This window comes from Pseudoalteromonas sp. PAST1, from assembly GCF_021532515.1.
GTDB classification, from domain to species: domain Bacteria; phylum Pseudomonadota; class Gammaproteobacteria; order Enterobacterales; family Alteromonadaceae; genus Pseudoalteromonas; species Pseudoalteromonas simplex.
In genome coordinates this window covers 1-1228 of sequence record NZ_JAKGBH010000135.1, presented here as the reverse complement: position 1 = coordinate 1228, position 1228 = coordinate 1, and the positions used below count along the sequence as shown (strand labels likewise).

1 protein-coding gene is annotated in these 1228 nt (G+C 40.6%); it reads right to left on the bottom strand.

Going from position 1 to position 1228, the window contains the following annotated elements; genetic code table 11:
- Positions 1-8: 8 nt before the first annotated feature.
- Positions 9-1165 (bottom strand): IS3 family transposase gene (locus L1272_RS23030; RefSeq protein ID WP_235374372.1). Its coding sequence is split into 2 segments (ribosomal slippage): positions 9-922 and positions 922-1165, totalling 1158 coding nucleotides; the frame shifts between segments, so codons are not numbered across the junction.
- Between the last annotated feature and the right edge of the window lie 63 nt (positions 1166-1228).

The window sequence follows — 1228 nt, the reverse complement described above, 5'->3', positions numbered from 1 at the left end:
TGTTCTGGTCAACTCCAGCCGGACACTTTTCTTAAAGAATTTTCATACTCTACTGGTGACTGATCGTTATTAGCTGAGTGCAGCCTTTCCAGATTGTAATATTTCATATATTCAGTAACATCACTTTTCATGTGTTCACGAGTTGGCTGAGCCACTTTTAACAACCAATCATGTTTCAAGCTGCCAAAGAACCTTTCAACAACAGCGTTATCCCAACAAGCCCCCACATCACCCATGCTTGCTCGCATACCAAACTGCTTTAACAGGCTACGATATCGCTTACTCGTATACTGAGACCCTCTATCAGAATGAAATACCAAGCCTTTGGCTGGTTTTCTCAAGTTATAAGCCTTAATCATGGCTTTCATTACTAAATCAGTCGTCATACGTTTATCAATATGCCAGCCAACTATTCGACGAGAATATAGATCCATTACAACAGCAAGGTACATCCAGCCTTCGCCAGTTTTCAGGTATGTCACGTCGCCAGCCCAAATCTGATTGGGGGCTATCGGATTAAAGTTCTGGTTAAGCAAATTATCTGCAACTGCATCAGAGTGCTTACGCTTAGTTGTTACTTTATAAGCTACTCGTTGTTTAACCACTAAATGGAGCTGCGCCATTAACCTTCTGGTTTTAAAGCGTGTTATTTTAAAACCTTCTTTGCGTAAGTTCTTACATAGCTCACGGTAGCCTAAGCTTTCTCTGCTGCGTTTAAACAGCGCTTTAGCTCTGCGATAAAGATGCAGCTCTTCTGCCGTTATAAGCTTTGCTGGACGCGCCAGCCATGCGTAATAGCTTGAGCGACTCACCTTCATCGCTGAGCATAATTTTATAACGCGAAAAGCTTGGCTATTTTCTTTGATGAACTGATACTTTACTTCATTTCTCTCGCAAAGAAGGCGCTGGCCTTTTTTAAGATCTCTTTCTCCATTTTGAGATCTTTGTTTTCTTTTCTTAGGCGCTTTAACTCTGCACGCTCATCTTCATTTAGCGAATTACCTGCTTGTTGCTCTTCGAGTTTAGCTTTCCAGTTATAAATAAGTTTGGTGGTGATCCCTAAAGAAGCTGCGGCCTCTGAAACTGAATAACCTTGCTCAGTCACTAAAGCAACTGCTTCTTGCTTAAATTCGGTTGTATAAGTTTTGTTTTTTCGTTTTGTCATTTAACACCTCAATATTAGATCATTGTCCATTATTAAAGTGTCCTGCTCAATTAAACCAGTTCA